This window comes from Azonexus sp., assembly GCF_049652925.1.
In the GTDB taxonomy this organism is placed as follows: Bacteria; Pseudomonadota; Gammaproteobacteria; order Burkholderiales; family Rhodocyclaceae; genus Azonexus.
This window is the reverse complement of record NZ_JBASFI010000023.1, coordinates 198,852-214,494: the sequence shown is the minus strand read 5'-3', so window position 1 is coordinate 214,494 and position 15,643 is coordinate 198,852. Positions and strand designations below refer to the sequence as shown.

16 protein-coding genes and 1 tRNA gene are annotated in these 15,643 nt (G+C 57.2%); 2 read left to right on the top strand and 15 right to left on the bottom strand.

All coding sequences use genetic code 11. The features are described from left to right. Positions 1 to 54: 54 nt before the first annotated feature. A tRNA-Leu gene (locus tag WBK19_RS12265) sits at positions 55 to 139 on the top strand. 229 nt (positions 140 to 368) lie between these two features. Beyond that, positions 369 to 719, top strand: a complete 351-nt coding sequence (locus WBK19_RS12260) for a hypothetical protein (protein ID WP_511290079.1) — start codon at positions 369 to 371, stop codon at positions 717 to 719. A gap of 51 nt (positions 720 to 770) precedes the next feature. Here WBK19_RS12260 and WBK19_RS12255 read toward each other — a convergent pair whose 3' ends face one another. The 15 genes from WBK19_RS12255 to rlmN form a co-directional block, all read right to left on the bottom strand. After that, positions 771 to 2,081 (bottom strand): adenylosuccinate synthase, encoded by a 1,311-nt coding sequence (locus tag WBK19_RS12255; protein WP_511290077.1) that lies wholly within the window; start codon positions 2,079 to 2,081, stop codon positions 771 to 773. A 3-nt stretch (positions 2,082 to 2,084) separates the two neighbouring features. Then, complete coding sequence (locus tag WBK19_RS12250) at positions 2,085 to 3,239, bottom strand: ATP phosphoribosyltransferase regulatory subunit (RefSeq protein WP_511290075.1); 1,155 nt, start codon at positions 3,237 to 3,239, stop codon at positions 2,085 to 2,087. Next, on the bottom strand, positions 3,236 to 3,421 hold the full coding sequence (locus WBK19_RS12245) for a DUF2065 domain-containing protein (protein ID WP_226400677.1): 186 nt from the start codon (positions 3,419 to 3,421) through the stop codon (positions 3,236 to 3,238). The genes WBK19_RS12250 and WBK19_RS12245 overlap by 4 nt, the downstream gene beginning before the upstream one ends. Then, positions 3,418 to 4,305 carry a protease modulator HflC gene (gene hflC, locus WBK19_RS12240; protein WP_511290073.1) on the bottom strand — a complete coding sequence of 296 codons (888 nt, stop codon included), beginning with the start codon at positions 4,303 to 4,305 and terminating at the stop codon, positions 3,418 to 3,420. Before hflC ends, WBK19_RS12245 begins: the two co-directional genes overlap by 4 nt. Then, positions 4,305 to 5,612 (bottom strand): FtsH protease activity modulator HflK, encoded by a 1,308-nt coding sequence (hflK, locus tag WBK19_RS12235; protein ID WP_511290095.1) that lies wholly within the window; start codon positions 5,610 to 5,612, stop codon positions 4,305 to 4,307. The genes hflC and hflK overlap by 1 nt, the downstream gene beginning before the upstream one ends. A gap of 37 nt (positions 5,613 to 5,649) precedes the next feature. Further along, on the bottom strand, positions 5,650 to 6,804 hold the full coding sequence (gene hflX / locus WBK19_RS12230; RefSeq protein WP_511290071.1) for a GTPase HflX: 1,155 nt from the start codon (positions 6,802 to 6,804) through the stop codon (positions 5,650 to 5,652). A gap of 63 nt (positions 6,805 to 6,867) precedes the next feature. After that, positions 6,868 to 7,104, bottom strand: a complete 237-nt coding sequence (hfq, locus tag WBK19_RS12225) for an RNA chaperone Hfq (RefSeq protein WP_011288708.1) — start codon at positions 7,102 to 7,104, stop codon at positions 6,868 to 6,870. Between the two features lie 76 nt (positions 7,105 to 7,180). Then, positions 7,181 to 8,512, bottom strand: coding sequence for a ribosome biogenesis GTPase Der (der, locus tag WBK19_RS12220; RefSeq protein WP_511290069.1), 1,332 nt, complete (start codon positions 8,510 to 8,512; stop codon positions 7,181 to 7,183). Further along, entirely contained in the window at positions 8,509 to 9,669 is a 1,161-nt protein-coding gene (bamB, locus tag WBK19_RS12215; protein ID WP_511290067.1) for an outer membrane protein assembly factor BamB, read from the bottom strand. Before bamB ends, der begins: the two co-directional genes overlap by 4 nt. Further along, a complete protein-coding gene (locus WBK19_RS12210; RefSeq protein WP_511290065.1) occupies positions 9,669 to 10,307 on the bottom strand; it encodes a YfgM family protein in 639 nt (212 codons plus the stop codon). The genes bamB and WBK19_RS12210 overlap by 1 nt, the downstream gene beginning before the upstream one ends. A gap of 5 nt (positions 10,308 to 10,312) precedes the next feature. Continuing rightward, entirely contained in the window at positions 10,313 to 11,602 is a 1,290-nt protein-coding gene (gene hisS / locus WBK19_RS12205) for a histidine--tRNA ligase (protein WP_511290063.1), read from the bottom strand. Continuing rightward, positions 11,599 to 12,828 (bottom strand): flavodoxin-dependent (E)-4-hydroxy-3-methylbut-2-enyl-diphosphate synthase, encoded by a 1,230-nt coding sequence (gene ispG, locus WBK19_RS12200; protein ID WP_511290061.1) that lies wholly within the window; start codon positions 12,826 to 12,828, stop codon positions 11,599 to 11,601. The genes hisS and ispG overlap by 4 nt, the downstream gene beginning before the upstream one ends. A gap of 3 nt (positions 12,829 to 12,831) precedes the next feature. Continuing rightward, positions 12,832 to 13,752: a RodZ domain-containing protein gene (locus WBK19_RS12195; RefSeq protein ID WP_511290060.1), complete on the bottom strand. Its 921-nt coding sequence runs from the start codon at positions 13,750 to 13,752 to the stop codon at positions 12,832 to 12,834. After that, entirely contained in the window at positions 13,749 to 14,549 is an 801-nt protein-coding gene (gene pilW, locus WBK19_RS12190; RefSeq protein ID WP_511290058.1) for a type IV pilus biogenesis/stability protein PilW, read from the bottom strand. The genes WBK19_RS12195 and pilW overlap by 4 nt, the downstream gene beginning before the upstream one ends. Further along, positions 14,546 to 15,640 carry a dual-specificity RNA methyltransferase RlmN gene (rlmN, locus tag WBK19_RS12185; RefSeq protein WP_511290056.1) on the bottom strand — a complete coding sequence of 365 codons (1,095 nt, stop codon included), beginning with the start codon at positions 15,638 to 15,640 and terminating at the stop codon, positions 14,546 to 14,548. Before rlmN ends, pilW begins: the two co-directional genes overlap by 4 nt. Between the last annotated feature and the right edge of the window lie 3 nt (positions 15,641 to 15,643).

Here is a 15,643-nt window from a genome sequence, read left to right as displayed (position 1 = left end):
TTTTTTCTTGACATCAATTCTTCTTTCTCTATAATGGCGGCTCTTCGCACCTGTGCCCAGGTGGCGGAATTGGTAGACGCACTAGTTTCAGGTACTAGCGGGTAACTCCGTGGGGGTTCGAGTCCCTTCCTGGGCACCAGCGATTTTGATAGAAGGCCTTGTTAAAACAAGGCCTTTTTTCATTTCTGCCGCCGGGCTTCGGTAACCGGCCAACACGGCCGATTGCCAATTGCGAACGCATTGTCTCATAGCAGATGCTTTGCAGCACTGCCGTAACAATTGCTAACACTTGGGTACACAGCGCAGGTCATCGCCCGGCCAGCTATCGCGTTATTCGGCTTATCCAAACGACAAATACGAGCCGAACCATGACGAAGATTGCCACCCTGTTTCTCGCCGCCTCATTGGCCATGACCGCCGCCACTCCTGCGCAGGCCGACTGGGGCCGCCATCATGGTGGCCACGGCTACGGTCACCATGGCCACCGATCCGGTCCGGGCTGGGTTGGCCCGGCCGCCATACTTGCCATCACAGGCTTGGCCATTGGCGCTGCCGTCGCTTCCCAGAACAACTACGCACCAGCCCCGGTCTATAGCCCCCCGCCGCGCCCGATGCCCAGCGCCAACTACGGTACTTGGTACTACTGCGGTTCGTCCGGCCAATACTATCCGTACACCAACGCCTGCCCCGAAGGCTGGCAAGCGGTACCGGCGCAATAAAAAAGAAAACGGGCCCAGAAGGCCCGTTGACCGTAGCAATCCGGCTTTCGCTCAGTTATTGAACGGGTGCTGCTTGAGGATGGTTTCGTCACGCTCCGGGCCGGTCGACACGATGGCGATCGGCACCTCGCACAACACCTCCAGGCGATTGAGATAGGCGCGCGCCTCGGCGGGCAGGTCTTCCCAGCGCTTGACGCCAAAAGTAGTCGCGCTCCAGCCCGGCATCGTTTCGTAGATCGGCTCGCAACGGGCCACCTCATCGGCACCGATCGGCAGCAGGTCGATAATCTGGCCATCCAGCTTGTAGCCGGTGCAGATACTCAGTTCCTTGAGGCCGTCGAGCACATCCAGTTTGGTGATGCACAGCCCGGTCAGGCCATTGATACGGCCCGAACGACGCAGAGCTGCGGCATCGAACCAACCACAACGACGCTTGCGGCCGGTAACCGTACCGAACTCACGACCAACCTGCGACATCTGGTACCCCGGTACGCCTTCGGTCTCGATATCCAGTTCGCTGGGGAATGGACCACCACCGACCCGAGTACAATAGGCCTTGGTAATGCCCAGTACGTAATGCAGCATGCCTGGACCAATACCCGAACCCGCGGCAGCCTGGCCGGCAACACAGTTCGACGAGGTAACAAACGGGTAGGTACCATGATCAATGTCGAGCAAGGTACCCTGCGCGCCTTCGAACAGCAGGTTAGAGCCGGCCTTGTTGGCGGCATAAAGCGCAGCTGAAACATCGGTCACCATTGGTCGAATCTGCTCGGCATCGGCCATCGCCTGATCGTAAACCATCTGGAAATCAACGGCCGGCGCCTTGAAATACTCGGTAAGCACGAAGTTGTGATACTCCAGAACCTCCTTCAGCTTCTCGGCAAAACGTTCCGGATGGAACAGGTCATAGACGCGCAGACCACGGCGGGAAACCTTGTCCTCATAGGTCGGGCCAATACCCTTGCCAGTAGTGCCGATCTTCTTGTCGTCGGACTTGGCACCTTCGCGAGCCTGGTCAATGGCTGAGTGGTAGGGCAGGATCAGCGGGCATCCCGGGCTGATTTTCAGGCGCGAACGAACGTCAATACCGCCCTTTTCCAGTTCGGCGATTTCCGACAGCAGATGATGAATATCCAGCACAACACCATTGCCGATGTAGCATTCGACACCATCACGCACGATGCCTGAAGGCACCAGATTCAGCTTGTAAACCTGTTCACCAACCACTAGCGTATGACCGGCATTGTGGCCGCCCTGAAAACGTACAACCCCCTTGGCGTGATCGGTCAGCCAGTCGACGATCTTGCCTTTACCCTCGTCGCCCCATTGCGTACCCACCACGATGACATTCTTTGCCATTTTTTAGTCCTCTTGTATTGCTTCAATAATCCAGTGTTCGCCAACCAGCGCCAGTTTTCGGTCACAGACCGGGCCCTCACATGCTGTTTCGCCTGGCAGCAACTGGACAACAATTTCGCCCTGTTCGCGTAGCGCGGCAATATGGGTGGCGAGACGCACATCATGCCCGGCATGCGGCGCCAGAATCGCACCGTGCAATTTGCCTGCGGGTGCCAGACGCGCCACTTCGCGTAAATCCATCGAAAATCCAGTGGCCGGACGAGCGCGACCGAAGGCCTTGCCCGCGCCATCGTAGCGGCCGCCCATGGCGATCGCCGCCGGGTAGCCCGGGCAGTAGGCGGCGAAAACCACGCCGTTGTGATAGTGGTAACCGCGCAGGTCTGAAAGATCAATCGAGAAAGGCAAGTCCGGCGCACCGGCCAACAGATGACGCAGACCGTCGAGGGCAGCCGAAATGGCCGGCAAGGCAGGCAACTCTGCCGCCGCCCGGGCCAGAACATCGGCACCACCATAGAGTTGCGGCAGGCGCAACAGTGCGTCACGATATGGTGACGGCACATCAACGCAAGCCTCTTCCAGACCCGGAACATCCTTGGCCTGAAGCAGACTGAGGACCGTATCCTCGGCTTCCTGCGGCAACCCAGCGGCCTCTGCCAGCGCCTGGAAGATGCCAACGTGGCCAAGGTCAATACGACTAATCGGCAGTTTTACGCGCTCGAAAGCACCAGCCATCAGACGAATAACGTCAAGGTCGGCCTCGATCCCTGAATAGCCGTAGAGTTCAGCACCAATCTGCACCGGCTCGCGACCGGCTGAAATTGTCGCAGGCAACGTATGCAACACGCTTCCGCAATAACTCAGCCGGGTAACACCTTGATGGTTGAGAAGATGCGCATCGATGCGCGCAGCCTGCGGCGTTATATCGGCGCGAACGCCCATGGTCCGGCCTGAAAGCTGATCGACCAGCTTGAATGTCCGCAATTTCAGATCCTGACCGGCACCGGTCAGCAGCGATTCCAGATATTCCAGCATCGGTGGCATGACCAGTTCGTAGCCACGGCCGCGAAAATGGTCGAGGATGGTCCGACGCAGGTTCTCAATGCGCGCCGCTTCAGCAGGCAGCGCATCGGCAAGGTATTCAGGTAACAGCCAGTTCATGAGAAAACAATCAGGAGGATCAGGCCAATCAGCATCGACGTCAGGCCAACGAAGCGAATCTGCCCATCCGAAAATTGAACAAGGCGACGGAAGGTTTCACGCCAGGCCGCCGGGGCAATAAAGGGCATGAGGCCTTCGAGCACCAGCATCAGCGCGAAGGCCATCAGCAACGTCGAGGTCATTTGCCTTTGTCTGCCCCACGCCCACCATTCTTCATGTATTTGAAGAAATCCGAGCTGGGTTCGATCACCAGCAAATCGCTCTTGTTCTTGAAGCTGCCACGATACGCTTCAAGGCTGCGATAGAACGCGTAGAACTCGGCGTTCTGGCCAAACGCCTGGCCATAGGTATTAGTGGCCTTGGCATCACCCTCCCCCTTGATTTTCTGCGCATCGCGATAGGCCTCGGCGACAAGGATTTCACGCTGACGATCGGCATCTGCACGAATCTTTTCGGCCTCGGCTGAACCCTCTGAACGCAATTCGTTGGCGACCCGCTTGCGCTCAGCCTCCATGCGGCGATAGACGGCTTCGCTGACTTCGGTCGGCAACTCGACACGCTTTACTCGAACATCAACGATCTGCACGCCAATTTTGCGCGCATCGGTGTCCGCTTTTTCGCGCATCTGTTCCATGATCTTGTCACGCTCGCCAGAAACTACGTCATGCACGGTGCGCTTGCCGAATTCCTCACGCAAACCCGCATTGACCGTCTGATTCAGACGGGTCTTTGCCCGTGACTCGTCTCCACCCACCGAGATGTAATAAAGCTGCGGATCGACAATGCGCCACTTGATGTAGGAATCGACCAGTACGTTCTTTTTTTCCGAAGTAATGAAACGCTCCGGCTCTGCGTTATCCAACGTAATGATGCGTTTTTCGAAAAAACGGACGTTCTGGATCATCGGAATCTTGAAGTAGAGCCCCGGCTCGCTGATCGCCCGTTTGACCTCACCCAACTGGAAAACCACGGCATACTGACGTTGATCGACGGTAAAAATCGACATAGCCATTACGACCAACACGGTGGCAATAATAGCCCCCAACAAATTGATACGCGGACTCATCAACGCCCCTCCCGATCACGCGAACGCAGCGAACCATCGCGCGAACTTGAAGAATTCGAACCACCACCGACCTTCGGCGCACTTTCAAGCTGTGGCGGCGCGTCGGCAGACAACTGCGCAGTCGGCCTGGCTGTCGACGGCGCCACGGAAGCTTCCGGCGCAACCTGAGCCGCTGTCGCTGCGCTAGCCGCCTGCATCAGCTTGTCAAGCGGCAGATAGAGCAAATTGCCCTGCCCCTTGGTATCGACCATGACCTTGCTGGTGTTCGCATAAATCTGCTGCATGGTTTCCAGATACATGCGCTGACGCGTCACTTCCGGGGCCTTGGCATACTCGGCAAGAACTTGCTTGAAGCGGGAAGCATCACCCTCGGCCGAGGAGATCACGCGCTGTTTGTAACCATTGGCCTCTTCAAGCAGTCGTGCTGCCGTACCCTTTGCCTTCGGAATCACGTCATTGGCGTAAGCCTGGCCTTCATTCTTTTGGCGCTCACGATCCTGGCCTGCCTTGACCGCGTCATCAAATGCTGCCTGCACCTGCTCTGGCGGCTGAGCATTCTGCATGGTCACCTTGGAAATCATGATACCGCTCTTGTAGCGGTCAAGGATGTCCTGCATCAACTTGGCGGCTTGGGTAGCAATCTGCTCGCGACCTTCATAGAGCACATAGTCCATTTTGCTCTTGCCAACTATTTCGCGGACCGCAGTTTCAGCGGCCCCCATCACCGCCTCATCCGTCGAGCGGTTATTGAACAGATATTCAACAGGATCTTTCAGTATGTACTGGACAGCAAACTGGATGTTCACGATGTTCTCGTCATCGGTCAGCATCAGGGCTTCTTTCAGCACCTTGTTGCGCTCACTTCCACGATAGCCAATTTCGATGGTGCGTACACCGGTCAGATTTACCAGTTCATGCGACTGGATCGGGTACGGCAAGCGCCAGCGCAGACCGGGATCAGTCGCTTCCTTGAAGCTGCCGAACTGGAGCACAAGACCACGCTGCGAAGCATCCACGATGTAGAAACCCGACGCCAGCCAAACAATAGCGACCAATCCGAAAAGCAAACCGACGCCACCGCCGATGAATTTCGGATTGAAGTCTATATTCGGCATGCGGGGACCATCACCACCGCCATTGCCACCACCGCCTTTTTTGCCGAACATGCCGGTTAGTTTGCGATTGAAGTCGCGCCAGAGCTCTTCCAGATCAGGTGGGCCATCGTTGGGTCGGCGAGGACCACTGCCATTGGGTTTATCACCATCACTGCCACCGCGGTTGCCCCACTGAGGGTCATTGAGCGACATAAAAATACCTAGGGTCGGAATCATGGGTGTCGGGAATTCAGTAAATGTAATCGTGTTGTGCTTCATATTCAGCTTCAGCAATCGCCTTCTGACGGGCTTCAGCCTTCGCTCGGGCATATTCGGCCAAGGATTCACGCAACAAATCCACGCCTTCTCCAGTACGCGCACTAACTCGAACGCGCGCGATATTATCATACTCGCCCCGCTCGATCCCCGGCAGGGCTTCGGTCAGGTCTATCTTGTTCCAGACAATCAATTGCCTGACACGGTCGGCGTCAATTTCCCTGAGTACCTTGTTGACTTCGTCTACCTGCTCGTCGCGAGCATGACTCGCACTATCCACCACATGCAACAGCAAATCCGCATGCGTTGCCACCTCCAGGGTTGCATGGAAGGCATCAACCAAAGAATGAGGCAGGTCACGAATGAAGCCGACAGTATCTGAAATCACTATATTTCCAGCCCCTTCGACCCACAGTTTGCGCGAAGTTGTGTCGAGCGTAGCAAATAACTGATCTGCCGCAAAAACGCCGGCGTGGGTAAGCGCGTTGAATAACGTGGACTTTCCTGCATTGGTATAACCAACCAGCGATACATTCAGGACATCACCGCGCATCCGAGCTTTACGCTGAACGCCTCGTTGTCTTGAGAGCTTTCCAAGCCTGTCCTTCAACAACTTGACGCGGTTACCAAGCAAGCGGCGGTCCGTTTCCAGCTGCTTTTCGCCTGGTCCACGCATACCAATACCACCGCGCTGCCGTTCGAGGTGAGTCCAGCCACGCACCAAGCGTGTCGACAAATGCTCAAGCTGAGCCAGTTCGACCTGCAGTTTGCCCTCCGCACTGGTAGCACGCAAAGCAAAAATATCGAGTATCAGGCTGGTTCGGTCGATCACACGGCATTTTAGCTCCCTCTCGAGATTGCGCTCCTGCGCGGGGGAAAGCTCGTGATTAAAAATCACCAGATCCGCCTCACCCGCCGCAACCATCGCTCCGATTTCGTCAACCTTGCCTTTACCGGCAAACGTCTTGGCATCGGGACTCCGGCGCTTGCCAAAAACTTCTGAAACAACCACGCCGCCAGCCGATTCGGCCAGCAAACGAACTTCTTCTAGTTGATCTTCGAGATCGGACTGGCCAAAATCAAGTTGAACGATCACCGCACGTTCACCGGCGGCGGGTCGTTCAATCATGGGCGTTTCCAGGAAGAAGAAGCGCAAACCCACCATAAAGGCGGGTCGCTGGACAGGATTCGATTATTCCGCGGCCTGTTCCTGCTGGAGGTTGACCGGACGCGCCGGAACCACCGTTGAGATGGCATGTTTGTACACCATCTGGGTAACCGTGTTCTTGAGCAGCACAACGTACTGATCAAATGATTCAACCTGGCCCTGCAGTTTGATCCCGTTAACCAGGTAAATTGAGACGGGAACATGCTCGCGACGAAGAGCATTGAGGAAGGGGTCTTGTAAAAGTTGCCCTTTGTTACTCATGGTGTGGACTCCATGTAATTGTTATGAGGGTCCTAATGTACCCAAATTTATAAAGTGCTGCCAAAGATTTTGCAGTTTATTTCTTGTCTTTGTCGGCAAACGGATTTTTTGCGCTTACACATTGGATGCGCAATGGCGTCCCCTGTAATTTGAAGGCTTCACGAAAAGTATGCTCTAGGAAACGTCGATAGCTGTCCGTGATCTTGTCGACCGCATTGCCGTGAATGACGATGATCGGTGGGTTCGACCCTCCTTGGTGGGCATAGCGCGGTTTGGGCCGGAATAGCCCGTGCTTGGCCGGCGCTTGCTTGGCAACCGCATCGATCAGCACACGAGTCAGGCGCGGGGTGGTCATTTTGGCCATTGCTGCGGCATAGGCTGAGTCAACCGAGCGGAACAGCGACTCGAGACCGACATTGTCGCGTGCCGAAATGAAATGGAACTTGGCAAAACTAAGGAATTGCAACTTCCGTTGCAGGATCAGGCGAGTTTGCTCACGAACGTAGGAATCGAGGCCATCCCACTTGTTCACCGCAACCACCAGCGCTTTGCCGGATTGGACGATGAAGTCGGCGATATGCGCATCCTGATCCGAAACATCTGCCTGTGCGTCGACCATCAGGATGACAACATTGGCGTCTTCAATGGCCTGCAGCGTCTTGACCACCGAGAATTTCTCGATTGATTCAAATACCTTGCCGCGCTTGCGCATCCCTGCTGTATCAATCAGCACATATTTTCGGCCGCCTCGTTCGAAATCGATTTCAATCGAGTCGCGCGTCGTTCCCGGCGCATCGAAGGCGATGACCCGCTCTTCACCGAGCAAGGTATTGATCAGGGTCGACTTGCCAACATTGGGGCGACCGACGATGGCGACGCGAATGGCGTCGGAGTGCCATTCGTCATCCTCGGGCTCAGGAAAACCTTCGAGCGCCAGTTCGACCAGACCACGCACCCCTTCGCCATGGGCCGAGGAGATGGCATTGGGCTCGCCGAGGCCGAGTTCGTGGAATTCTGCCTCTACCATCCCGGAATTCATGCCTTCGGCCTTGTTGACTGCAACAATGACCGGACAGTCGACGCGCCGCAGTTTGTTGGCAATTTCCTTGTCGTGCGGCGTCAGGCCAGCACGACCATCGACAACGAAGATGATGGCGTCGGCTTCGGCAATCGCCTGTTCCGTCTGGCGAGCCATTTCGTGCAGAATGCCTTCCTTGACCAGCGGCTCAAAACCGCCCGTATCGACCACCAGATGGGGCTTCTTGCCCAGTTTTCCGTGGCCATAGTGACGGTCGCGAGTCAGCCCAGGCAGATCGGCGACGATAGCGTCGCGCGACTTGGTCAGACGATTGAACAGAGTGGATTTACCGACATTGGGTCGGCCAACCAGAACGAGCGTAGGTTTCATCGAGCCTCTATTGCGCTCACGCTGCCGCCCGTGGTCTGAACCAGAACGGCATTACCGAGCATCTGAAGTGGCGCGCGAACCGGCGTGCCATCGGTTTTCTGGCGGGCGGCAAAGCTGCCATCGTCACGGGAAAGAAAATGAACAATGCCTTCGCCATCAGCCACGGCGACCAGACCGCGCTGCACAACAGGCGCTGAGAGTCGTCGGTTTTTGAGTTTGTCCTGTTTCCACAAGCTGCTACCGGACTGACGGTCCAGCGCATAGACAACACCCTTGTCATCTGCGACGAATAGATAACGGCTATCCATCGCCAACCCAGCCACGGATGACAAGTCACGTGACCATATCATTGCCCCGCCCTGCCCCATGTCGAAACAGGCCACGCGCCCCTGAAAGGCGACCGCGCAGATCTGGCGACCATCGACGACAGGTGGCGCAACGATATCCGCCACCCGGTCAAGTTCGGTAGCACCCTTGGGCAAGGCTACTGCGCCCTCCCAGACTGGGGCACCATTTTGTACCGCCAGTGCGACAAGCTTGCCGCCGGGGTACCCGACAAAGATGTAGCGGTCAGTAAACACCGGAGAACCGGCACTGCGCACGGACAACGAAGGCGTCGACCGTTGATAGACCCATTTGCGCCCACCATCGCCAGCATCAAGCAGATGAATGCGGTTGTCACCGCTCTTCACCGCGACGCCATCATCACCGATGACGGGGGCGGCAAGCACCTCACTCGAAACCTTGGCCTGCCAAAGCGCTTTGCCGTCATCGGCGGAGAAGGCCAGTACATCACCTTTCGAAGTACCAACAACCAGCAAGCGGCTATTTGCACCAACCCCGGCCGATAGGGGTTGGCCGGCTTCGACTTTCCAGACAAGCTTGCCGTCTTCCAGCTTGGAAACCGTGCCGCTCCGACTCGCCACATAAGCAACGCTGCCGACCACGGCTGGCGTGAAGGTATAGTCACCGGCCTTGCCAACACTGACAGACCACACCGCACGGACTTCCGCTGTTGTAGTCAACGGCACCAACGGAGCCATTTTCGGCCCGGCACTGGCAAACGGATTGATCGAATCGATCGTATCCGACACAGTCGCACAGCCGCCAAGGAGAAGTCCGGCGGCGGCAAACAGGGCAGCAAGTTGTCGTGACATCAGACGGCCTCACCCAGGTTGTCAAGTTTCTGTTGCAGCAATTCACGACCGGCGCCCTGCTTGCCAGTCATTTTTTCCAGCGCGGCCTTGTAGGCCGTCCGCGCTTCAGCTTTCTTGTCTTGAGCCGCAAGTGCGTCACCCTTCAATTCCTGAAAGCGCGCATCAAAAGCTGGCGCATGAGCTGCCTCGAGCTGCTTGATCGCATCGTCGTAGGCTTGCTCGTCAATTTGAACGGCGGCCAGCCGCAGGCGAGCCAGATCCCTAATTTCGTCCTTGCCATTTTCGGCCACCCAACCAAACTGGGTCTTGGCCGTTTTCAGGTCGCCAGCTTCAAAAGACTGCTTGCCAGCCAGCATTGCGCCCAGAGAGGCGTAGCTGGTACCGCCGAATTTCTCGGCCAGTTCGCCCGCCGCCGCTTTGACCTTTTGGACATCGCCGACTGCTGTCGCCTGTTCCAGCACACCATAGATGGCCGCGGCTTGCGTCGATTGCCCGCGCTGGTACCAGTTCCAGCCTTGCCAACCGATAACCCCCAGCGAAGCAGCAACAACCACGCCCGTCACGAGGTTGCCGTACATCTTCCACCAGGTTTTCAGGGTATCGATCTGTTCCTGTTCTTCGAGGTCGTAATGCGCCATGCTGCTTATTCCTCTTCGTCCGAATCAATAATTTGATCGATGATGGCTTCTGCCAGTTCATCGACTTTCAGTTTACGTTGTTCAATGCCAGCCTGACGTAGCGACTTCAACTGGACTTCTCCGGTCGATGCTTCGTCATCGCCAATAATCACCGCGAATGTCGCGCCGCTGCCATCGGCTTTTTTCATCTGCGACTTAAAGCTGCCACCACCGCAATGCTGCAGCACATCGACGCCCTGATCGCGCAAGCCTTCGGCGACACGGAAGGCAAGGCGAGCGGCTTCGTCGCCCTGATGCACCAGATAGACATCCGGCGCCGGCGCCGTCGGCTCGCCACCGGAATCCTTGATCAAGGCGATCAGGCGTTCGATACCCATGGCAAAACCGCAGGCTGGCGTCGGTTTACCGCCGAGTTGCTCGACCAGACCATCGTAACGACCACCGGCACAGACCGTACCCTGGGCGCCCAATTTATCGGTCACCCATTCGAAAACGGTCAGGTTGTAATAGTCCAGACCACGCACCAGACGCGGATTGATCTTGAAAGGGATGCCTGCATCACGCAAAACGCGCTGCACGCCTTCGAAGTGGGCCAGCGACTCGGCGCCAAGGTAGTCAATCAGCTTTGGCGCAGCGGCGCACAGGTCCTGCATAGCCGGATTTTTGGTATCGAGAATGCGCAGCGGATTGGTATGCAGGCGACGCTTGGCATCGTCGTCAAGCAACTCGGCGTTTTCCTCGAAATAGGTAATCAAGGCGGCGCGATGCTGGGCTCGCTCATCGGACTGACCGAGGCTATTGAGTTGCAGTTCGATGCCATCCAGCCCAAGGTCGTTCCACAGGCGCGCACCCATCAGGATCATTTCGGCATCGATATCAGGGCCGGTCATACCGAAGGATTCGACGCCAACTTGATGAAACTGGCGGTAACGTCCTTTCTGCGGACGCTCGTGGCGGAACATCTGGCCAATGTAGTAGAGGCGCTGGGTCTGGCGGGCGGCCAGATTGTGCTCAATAACGGCGCGTACACAACCAGCCGTACCTTCCGGACGCAGGGTCAGCGCTTCGCCGTTGAGGCCGTCGATGAAGGAATACATTTCCTTTTCGACGATGTCGGTGACTTCACCGATGGCGCGCTTGAAAAGTGGCGTCGGCTCGACGATGGGCATGCGAATCGGGCGATAGCCGTAACTTTTGAGCCACGACCGGATGGTGTCCTCGAACAGCTCCCAGAATGCGGCTTCGTCGGGCAGGATATCGTTCATCCCGCGGACGGCTTGCAAGGTTTGACTCATGACTTCAGTTTCTTGGTGTAGGTGCGCTCAACATAGCGCTCGATGATTTGCTTGAATTCGTTGGCGATATTGTCGCCCTTGAGGGTGACCGTCTTCTGGCCATCCTCGTAAACTGGCGCCGATGGGGCCTCACCGGTCCCCGGCAGGGAAATTCCGATATTGGCGTGCTTTGATTCGCCGGGCCCATTGACGATGCAGCCCATCACAGCCAGCGTCATGTTCTCTGCCCCGTCGTAGCGCAGCTTCCATTCCGGCATCTTGGCGCGCACGAAATCCTGGACTTCGCCGGCCAGTTCCTGGAATAGTGTGCTGGTCGTCCGTCCGCAACCGGGACAAGCTGCAACCATCGGCGTAAAAGCGCGCAGACCCATCGTTTGCAGGATCTCCTGGCCAACGATGACCTCCTGGGTGCGCGAACCACCCGGCTCCGGGGTTAGCGAAATACGAATGGTGTCGCCGATGCCTTCCTGCAACAAAACGGACAACGCTGCGGTCGACGCGACGATTCCCTTCGACCCCATGCCTGCTTCGGTCAAACCGAGGTGCAGCGCGTAGTCGGCGCGCTTCGAAAGCTCGCGATAAATGGCGATCAGGTCCTGAACGCTAGAGACTTTGCAGGACAGAATGATTTTTTCGCCGGCCAAGCCGACCTCTTCGGCCTTGGCAGCGGATTCGAGGGCCGACGTCACCATCGCATGGCGCATGATCTCGGTCGCATCCAAAGGCTGCGGTCGACCGGAATTTTCATCCATTATTCGAGCCAGCAGTTCCTGATCGAGGCTGCCCCAATTGACGCCAATACGGACCGGTTTATCGTACTTGCAGGCCAGCTCTACCATCTGGGCAAACTGCTCATCCTTTTTCTTGCCGAATCCAACGTTGCCTGGGTTGATCCGGTACTTGGCCAGCGCCTCGGCGCAGGCCGGATGCTCGGTCAGCAAGCGATGGCCGTTGTAATGGAAATCACCGATCAGCGGCACATTGCAGTTCATCCGGTCAAGGTGCTCGCGGATTTTCGGCACGGCAGCGGCTGCCTCCGGCGAATTCACCGTGATGCGCACCAACTCTGAACCAGCGCGTGCCAGTTCGGCGGTCTGCAGGGCGGTGGCTAGATAGTCGACAGTATCAGTGTTGGTCATCGACTGGATAACCGTCGGGGCATCACCCCCCAGTTTCACATGGCCGACGAAACACGACCGGGTCAAGCGTTTGGCAACAGCGCTCACGATTTACTCCAGAACCAGGCGAGCCACGTCGCCACGCGTGTATGGTGCCAGATCAACGGCCTCGCCATGCCAGAACACACGGGCGCCCGGCGCGTAGCCGATGGTGACCGAGAGTGGTCCCTGTCCGGACAGGGATTGCTCCGTACCAGCCGTCAGCTTCTGGGAAAACACAACCTTGTTGTCGCGATCGCGAACCTCAAGCCAGGAATCCTTCTCGAACAGAAAACGCATTTGGGGAGCATTTGCCGGCGCCGCTCCGGACTCTCGCCCATCCTGGCTGGCAGGCAGAGCCGGGGAAGCCGACTGGGGAGCCTGCAGTTCAGCCGGCGCGAGCACCTGCGGGTTCATGACTTGTTGCGGCGTCGTTCCGGGGGGAAAAACAGGCTCGGCAACAGGTGCAACAGGCGCCGATGTCGACACTTCCGGATCCTTGCGAGCCAAAGAGTCGAGCAGCAATTGGGTGCTTTCGCGCAAAGACGAAAGATCACCTGGCATCAAAAAATACGCCAAGGCAGCCAGAACGACCGCTCCGGCCCCAACCAACACGACCAGCTTGCTGCGCCGGGATCCGGCACTGCCGGAATGCGGCATTGCTGCCGGCGTCATCTCGGATACACCAAGGTTATTGACCGGTTTTTCCAGTACTTCATCGAGTTGCGCCATCAGCGGCGCCGGATCAATCTGGATCAGGCGGGCATAATTGCGAACAAAACCACGAATGAAGGTATTACCTGGCAAACTTTTCCAGTCGCCGCGCTCAAGCGCTTCCACCTGCCGCGGTCCGAGCTTGAGCGTCTGCGCGATATCAGCCACCTCTAACCCGCGCGCTTCGCGCGCCACACGCAATTGCTCGCCGACTTGCGGCCCGGACATCACAACAACCTCTTCTGCAACGATGTCCTGAATATTCACCTGCTCACTCATTCAAAATTGCCTTTTAGGAATTCCTGATACTCCGACGATGTCGGATATCGCCCACGCAGCTGCGAAGCGTAGCCCGCTTCACCCGCACGATTACCCTGCTTGCGCTCAAGGCGCAATCCGAGCCAAAGGGCATCCGCCGTTGGCGGCTCCATCATTTTCAGCGCTTCAGCCAGATAAATGCGTGACTCTTCAAAATTTCCGCGCTTGTAAAAAATTTTTGCCAGTTGCAGGCGAGCCGGCACCGCACCATCGCGCGAAAGCTGCAAGGCTTTGAGCAGGTAATCCTGCGCACCATCAAAATCACCCGCCTTGAAAGCACAGGTTCCGGCATTGGTGTAGGCCTTGTCTGGCGTCTCGTACAGTGGGCTCTTCAGCGCATTGAGAAAATAAGCGATTGACTGGCGCTCCTTTCCCGTTTCACAGAGATACCAACCGTAGTTGTTATTGACCTCAGGATCGTTCGGCGCGAGATTCAACGCCTGCCGAAAATCGTCTTCCGCCTTGTCGTACTCCTTCAGCGATAGGCGGACCAAGCCGCGCACGCTATACGCCTGGAAATAACTGGAGTCCGCACTCAGTGCAATGCGTAACTCATCCAGCGCAACCCCCGGATTTCCGGCCTGAAAATACATGGCACCGAGCTCAGTGTGAATCTTGGCCCGATTACGCGGATCGGTTGTGCCCTTTGACTGGCCGGTTGCAGAAGGGTTGAAGTCGTATTGAGCCTGAACAGATAAAACGCAGAGGGCCCCCAAAAAAACACCCGCGATTCGATTTTTCAGCGAAAGGATTTTCACGATCTTGCCTCCACTAAGGGAATCACTCGTCCGGCGGTACGTTTGGTTTTATCCAGCACTTGCCCGGCCAACTGGCCACAGGCTGCATCAATGTCGTCACCGCGCGTCTTGCGCGTCGTGGTCACGATTCCGGCCTGCATCAAAATATCGGCAAACCGGCGCACCCGCTCGGCCGGGGAACGCTTGAACGGCGAACCCGGGAAGGGGTTGAAGGGAATCAGGTTGAATTTGCAATGAACCGACTTGACCAGCGTCAGCAGTTCGCGGGCGTGGGCGTCGCTGTCGTTGATGCCGTCGAGCATGATGTATTCGAAGGTGATGAAATCGCGCGGCGCCTTGTCCAGATAACGCTGGCAGGCGGCCATCAGTTCTTTGAGCGGGTATTTCTGGTTGATCGGCACGATCTGGTCGCGCAGCTTGTCGGTCGGCGCATGCAGCGAGACAGCCAGGGCGACCGGACACTCATCACCCAGACGATCCATGACCGGCACCAGACCCGAGGTGGATACAGTGACACGTCGGCGGGAAAGACCGTAGGCGTTGTCGTCGAGCATCAGCTTCAAGGCGGCAACGGAATTTTCGAAATTGGCGAGCGGCTCGCCCATGCCCATCAGCACAACGTTGGAAATAACCCGTTCGTCGCCGTGGACCGCACCCAGTGCATGATTGGCCTGCCACAGCTGGCCAATGATTTCCGCCACTGTCAGGTTACGGTTGAAGCCCTGCTTGCCAGTCGAGCAGAAAGCGCAATCGAGCGCGCAGCCGGCCTGCGTCGAAATGCACAGCGTGCCGCGGTCGTCTTCGGGAATGAACACCGTCTCGACGGCATTGCCGTTGCCGACATCAAACAAAAACTTGCGCGTGCCGTCATCCGACAGCTTGTCCGAGACGATGGCCGGCGGCGCCACGACCGCCGTCGCCTTGAGCTTCTCGCGAAGGCTCTTGGCGATATCGGTCATGGCATCGAAGTCCGCCACGCCGGAACGATGGATCCAGCGCAAGACCTGCTTGGCGCGGAAGGGCTTTTCGCCCTGCTCGGCAAACCAGGCAGTCAGGCTTTCGCCATCGAAATCCAGCAGATTGACGGTCATTCG

Coding starts and splice junctions, on each gene's coding strand:
- WBK19_RS12260 (WP_511290079.1), top strand. CDS start 369: ATGACGAAGATTGCCACCCTGTTTCTCGCCGCCTCATTGGCCATGACC.
- WBK19_RS12255 (WP_511290077.1), bottom strand. CDS start 2,081: ATGGCAAAGAATGTCATCGTGGTGGGTACGCAATGGGGCGACGAGGGT.
- WBK19_RS12250 (WP_511290075.1), bottom strand. CDS start 3,239: ATGAACTGGCTGTTACCTGAATACCTTGCCGATGCGCTGCCTGCTGAA.
- WBK19_RS12245 (WP_226400677.1), bottom strand. CDS start 3,421: ATGACCTCGACGTTGCTGATGGCCTTCGCGCTGATGCTGGTGCTCGAA.
- hflC (WP_511290073.1), bottom strand. CDS start 4,305: ATGAGTCCGCGTATCAATTTGTTGGGGGCTATTATTGCCACCGTGTTG.
- hflK (WP_511290095.1), bottom strand. CDS start 5,612: ATGTCGCTCAATGACCCTCAGTGGGGCAACCGCGGTGGCAGTGATGGT.
- hflX (WP_511290071.1), bottom strand. CDS start 6,804: ATGATTGAACGACCCGCCGCCGGTGAACGTGCGGTGATCGTTCAACTT.
- hfq (WP_011288708.1), bottom strand. CDS start 7,104: ATGAGTAACAAAGGGCAACTTTTACAAGACCCCTTCCTCAATGCTCTT.
- der (WP_511290069.1), bottom strand. CDS start 8,512: ATGAAACCTACGCTCGTTCTGGTTGGCCGACCCAATGTCGGTAAATCC.
- bamB (WP_511290067.1), bottom strand. CDS start 9,669: ATGTCACGACAACTTGCTGCCCTGTTTGCCGCCGCCGGACTTCTCCTT.
- WBK19_RS12210 (WP_511290065.1), bottom strand. CDS start 10,307: ATGGCGCATTACGACCTCGAAGAACAGGAACAGATCGATACCCTGAAA.
- hisS (WP_511290063.1), bottom strand. CDS start 11,602: ATGAGTCAAACCTTGCAAGCCGTCCGCGGGATGAACGATATCCTGCCC.
- WBK19_RS12195 (WP_511290060.1), bottom strand. CDS start 13,752: ATGAGTGAGCAGGTGAATATTCAGGACATCGTTGCAGAAGAGGTTGTT.
- rlmN (WP_511290056.1), bottom strand. CDS start 15,640: ATGACCGTCAATCTGCTGGATTTCGATGGCGAAAGCCTGACTGCCTGG.